The sequence below is a fragment of the Phenylobacterium sp. genome, assembly GCF_044372605.1.
Classification (GTDB): Bacteria; Pseudomonadota; Alphaproteobacteria; order Caulobacterales; family Caulobacteraceae; genus Phenylobacterium.
Map to the genome: position 1 here is coordinate 1 of NZ_JBILRO010000280.1, position 4,101 is coordinate 4,101.

Annotated in this window: 5 protein-coding genes; 2 read left to right on the top strand and 3 right to left on the bottom strand. The window is 67.5% G+C overall.

All coding sequences use genetic code 11. The features are described from left to right. The 3 genes from ACIQ42_RS16700 to ACIQ42_RS16710 all read right to left on the bottom strand — a co-directional run. On the bottom strand, positions 1–751 hold a 751-nt coding region (locus ACIQ42_RS16700; protein ID WP_397423370.1), incomplete at its 3' end, for a protein adenylyltransferase SelO family protein. A gap of 83 nt (positions 752–834) precedes the next feature. Further along, complete coding sequence (locus ACIQ42_RS16705; protein WP_397423371.1) at positions 835–1,635, bottom strand: SDR family NAD(P)-dependent oxidoreductase; 801 nt, start codon at positions 1,633–1,635, stop codon at positions 835–837. A gap of 1 nt (position 1,636) precedes the next feature. Then, complete coding sequence (locus ACIQ42_RS16710) at positions 1,637–2,206, bottom strand: carboxymuconolactone decarboxylase family protein (RefSeq protein WP_397423372.1); 570 nt, start codon at positions 2,204–2,206, stop codon at positions 1,637–1,639. A 146-nt stretch (positions 2,207–2,352) separates the two neighbouring features. Here ACIQ42_RS16710 and ACIQ42_RS16715 point away from each other — a divergent pair, with 146 nt between their 5' ends. Together ACIQ42_RS16715 and ACIQ42_RS16720 are read left to right on the top strand one after the other, a co-directional pair. Next, on the top strand, positions 2,353–2,802 hold the full coding sequence (locus tag ACIQ42_RS16715) for a (2Fe-2S)-binding protein (protein WP_397423373.1): 450 nt from the start codon (positions 2,353–2,355) through the stop codon (positions 2,800–2,802). Continuing rightward, the coding region (locus ACIQ42_RS16720; RefSeq protein ID WP_397423374.1) for a molybdopterin cofactor-binding domain-containing protein at positions 2,799–4,101 on the top strand (1,303 nt) is incomplete at its 3' end. The genes ACIQ42_RS16715 and ACIQ42_RS16720, both read left to right, overlap by 4 nt.

A 4,101-nucleotide genomic window follows, 5' to 3' on the forward strand; every position in this document is an offset into this window, starting at 1 on the left:
CGTGGACGAACCCGGCCGCCATCCAGCCGGCGGTCATTCGCGCCGCGCGGCCGGCCACCGCCTGCAGCAGGGCTGAGGGGCGGTCGTTCGCGCCCTCAAGTTCGGGATAGTAGTTCGCGATCACGTGGTCGATCAGGGCGCCGACCCGCTCGGCGCTGTCGAAGTAGGCATGGCGCTGGAAGCTGCCAAAGCGGATGTGGCTGTGCGACAGGCGAACCAGCACCGCGGCGCGGGTGGGGCTGGGTTCATCGCCCCGCTCCAGCGCCTCTCCGGTTTCGATCAGCGAGAACGACCGCGAGGTGGGAACACCCAACGCTTCCAGCATCGCCGTGGCCAGCACCTCGCGCACCCCGCCCTTCAAGGTCAGCCGCCCGTCGCCGGACCGCGACCAGGGCGTCTGGCCTGATCCCTTTGTGCCAAGGTCGAGCAACCGCCCGGAACCTGCCTCCCGCATTTGGGCGAACAGGAACCCGCGCCCGTCGCCCAGGTCGGGGTTGTAGGACCGGAACTGGTGACCATGATAGCGCTGGGCCAGCGGCGGATCGATGTTGCCCGGCAGGGGCTGAAACCGGCCGAAGTGGGCGATCCATTCCGCATCATCCAGACTGTCGAGGCCGACGCTCGCCGCCGCCCGGTCATTGCGAAACCGCAGGATCGTCTGCGGGAAGTCCGCTGCAGCCACGGGATCGCCGTACTCCGGGCCGAGGGCCGGGAACTGTGGGTCAGGTCGATAGGCGGTGGAAACAGGCATCCTCGCACCTAGCCGTCGGCGTAGCCTGAGGGCAAGCGTGGGAAGCCGACGCAGGCGCCCGGGCCATTCCGATTAGCCCCGGATCAACCGATTCTGACGCCCATGCCGCCGTCCACCGGCAGGATCGCCCCCGTGACGAAGCGCGCATCGTCCGAAGCCAGAAACAGAGCGGCATGGGCGATGTCCCAGGCGGTTCCCATCTTGCCGCCCAGCGGCACACGGGCGTCGCGTTCGGCCCGGACCTCGGCCTGGCTACGGCCGCTGGCCCCGGCGATCCCCGCCACCGCCATCGGCGTATCGATCAGGCCCGGCTGGACCGCATTGCACCGGATTCCGTAGCGCGCCTGTGAGATGGCCACGCTGGCGGTCAGCCGGTTTACACCTGCCTTTGAGACCTCATAGGCAAGCTGAATTCCCCCGGCCTGCGCTGCCAGCGACGAGATATTGACGATGGCCCCGACCTTCTGCTCGCGCATGACCCCCAGCGCCGCCTTGGTGACCAGCCACATCCCCTTGAGATTGACGGAAAGGATGCGATCAAAGGCCGCCTCCTCAACGCGATGTGCCGGCCCGTCCCCGCCGCCGATGCCCACATTGTTGACCAGAATGTCGATACGCCGCAGACGCCCCATGGCCTGGGTCACGATCTCGGCGACCTCCCTGGAGCGGGTGACGTCGGCCTGTAGTGCGCTGGCCTCGCCGCCGGCCTCCAGGATCATGGCGGCGGTCTCCTCGGCCCGCTCCGCGATCCGGTCAACGCACAGCACCCGCGCACCCTCGGCGGCGAACAGCAGGGCGATGGCGCGCCCGTTGCCGATCGTCTCGCCCGGCGACTGACCGGCGCCAACAATGACCGCCGTCTTGCCTTCGAGGCGGCCCGCCACCTCAGTACCCCTTGAGCTCTGGATCAAGGACTTGTCCGGCGTCCAGCTGCACGCCAAAGGTGTTCAGCATCATGGAGACCTGGGTGTACTGGCCCGTGGTGAAGACCAGGTCCATGCACTGCTTCTCGGTGTAGTGCTGCTTGAGCAGGTTCCAGGTGTTGTCGCTGATGAAGTGATCGGTGTGGAGTTCATCGGTCGCCCGGATCAGCACGGCGTCTGCCGGGCTCCAGCCGGCGTCGGCGCCGCGCTTGATGGCCTCGATCTCTGCGGCGGTCAGGCCCGCGTCCAGGCCAATCCGGGTGTGCTGGGTGAACTCGTAGCCCGACTTGCAGAGGTATCCCACGCGCAGGATGACGATCTCCCGTTCCCGCGCCGGCAGATCGTTGCGCCGGGACAGCACATAACCGCCCCACTGGTTGAACCGGCTCAGCGCCTTGGGCGCATGGGCCAGGGTGCGAAAGATGTTGAGCACCCCCAGCTTGCCGTTGCGAACCGGCTGCAGGGCCTCTGCCTGCTCGGGCGAAAGATCTTCATCGCGCAGGGGTGCGACGCGTGGCGCGGTCAGTCTCATTTGGGTTTCCTCACCTGTATTTCTTGGCCCCACCTTAAGGTGGGCGCGGGCCGGCGCCACCGGAATTCGTTTCGGCCCGGATTCAGACTTGCGGCATCGTGCGGGTTGGCGTCCGATGCGGTCGGGACGCGGGCCAGGGAAACGTCATGACCACCTTTCGACTGAACGGGCGGAATGTCACCGTGGGAGGCCCGGACGACGCGCCGCTGCTGTGGGCCATCCGCGATGACGCGGGCCTGACCGGCACCAAGTTCGGCTGCGGCATCGGCCAGTGCGGCGCCTGTACCGTGCATGTGAACGGCGAGGCGGTGCGCTCTTGTCTCACCCCCATATCGTCTGTCGCCGGACAGTCCGTGACGACTATCGAAGGCCTCGGCGGCGAACATGTCCTGCAGAAGGCCTGGATCGAGACCCAGGCACCCCAGTGCGGCTACTGCCAGTCGGGCCAGATCATGCAGGCCGCCGCCCTGCTGAAGTCCAAACCGAAGCCGACCGACGCCGATATCGACGCCGCCATGGCCGGCAACCTCTGCCGCTGCATGGCCTATGTGCGGATCAAGAAGGCGATCAAGCTGGCCGCTGGAGTGAAGGCATGAGCGTCTCCCTCGACAACGGCCCCGGGGCCGACCTCGCGCCCTCGCGTCGCGGCTTCCTGATCACGGTGACCGCCGCCGGCGCCATGTTCAGCGCCACCGCGCCGGCCCACGCCGCCGACAGCTTTGCACCCACCATCTGGTACGACATCGACCGGGCGGGGACGATCACTGTCCACATCATCCGCGCCGAGATGGGCCAACACGTGGGCACCGCCATCGCCCGCATTGTCGCCGACGAGCTGGAAGCCGACTGGTCGAAGGTGAAGTTTGACCACGTGGACTCCGATCCCAAATGGGGCCTGATGGCCACAGGCGGCAGCTGGTCGATCTGGCAGAGCTATCCGCTCTACAGCCAGGCCGCCGCCGCTGGCCGCATCGCCCTGATCGAAGCCGGGGCCAGGCTGCTGGGTGTGCCCGCCTCCGCCTGCGTCGCCCGCAACAGCGCCGTGGTCGCCGGCAAGGCCTCGGTATCCTACGGCGACATCATCGCCAGAGGCGATCTCAGCCGGAAGTTCACCGAAGCCGAACTCGCCAAACTCCCGATCAAGACCCCCGCCCAGCGAAAACTGATCGGCAAGCCGGCGCCGGCGCGCGACATCCCCGACAAAACCAATGGCAAGGGCGTCTACGGCCTCGACGCCAAGGTTCCGGGCATGGTCTATGCGCGCCCGAAACTGCCGCCGACGCGCTATGGCTCCACGGTGGCGTCGATCGACGAAGGCGCCGCAAAAGCGGTGCCGGGCTACATCCGCGCCATCGCCCTGGAGGACCCCTCCGGAACCGTCCCCGGCTGGGTGATGGTCTACGCCGACAGTTTCGTGGCCGCTGATCGCGCCACCGAGGCGCTGAAGGTGACCTGGACATCGCCGGACGCCATCAAGGTGTCGGAAGCCGACCTCCAGGCCCGCGCCCGCGCCCTGGTGGCTGACAAGACCAAAGGCAGTCTGGCCGTCGAGGATCCCGGCGTCGACGCCGCCTTCAAGGCCGCGACATCAACCCTGGAGCAGACCTACACCACCGCTACGGCCCTTCACTTCCAGTTGGAGCCGGTCAATGCGCTGGCCTTCGAGAAGGACGGCAAATTCGAGGTCCACACCGGCAACCAGTGGCAGTCGCTGGTGCTGCCCTGGCTGGCCCAGGCGCTGGGGCGCAAGGAGGACACCATTGTCCTGCGCACCTATCTGCTGGGCGGTGGTTTCGGACGGCGGCTGAATGGCGACTATGCGGTCGGCGCGGCCCTCGCCTCCAAGGCCATCGGCGGCAAGCCGGTGAAGATGGTCATGACCCGGGCCGACGACA

Coding starts and splice junctions, on each gene's coding strand:
- ACIQ42_RS16715 (WP_397423373.1), top strand. CDS start 2,353: ATGACCACCTTTCGACTGAACGGGCGGAATGTCACCGTGGGAGGCCCG.
- ACIQ42_RS16710 (WP_397423372.1), bottom strand. CDS start 2,206: ATGAGACTGACCGCGCCACGCGTCGCACCCCTGCGCGATGAAGATCTT.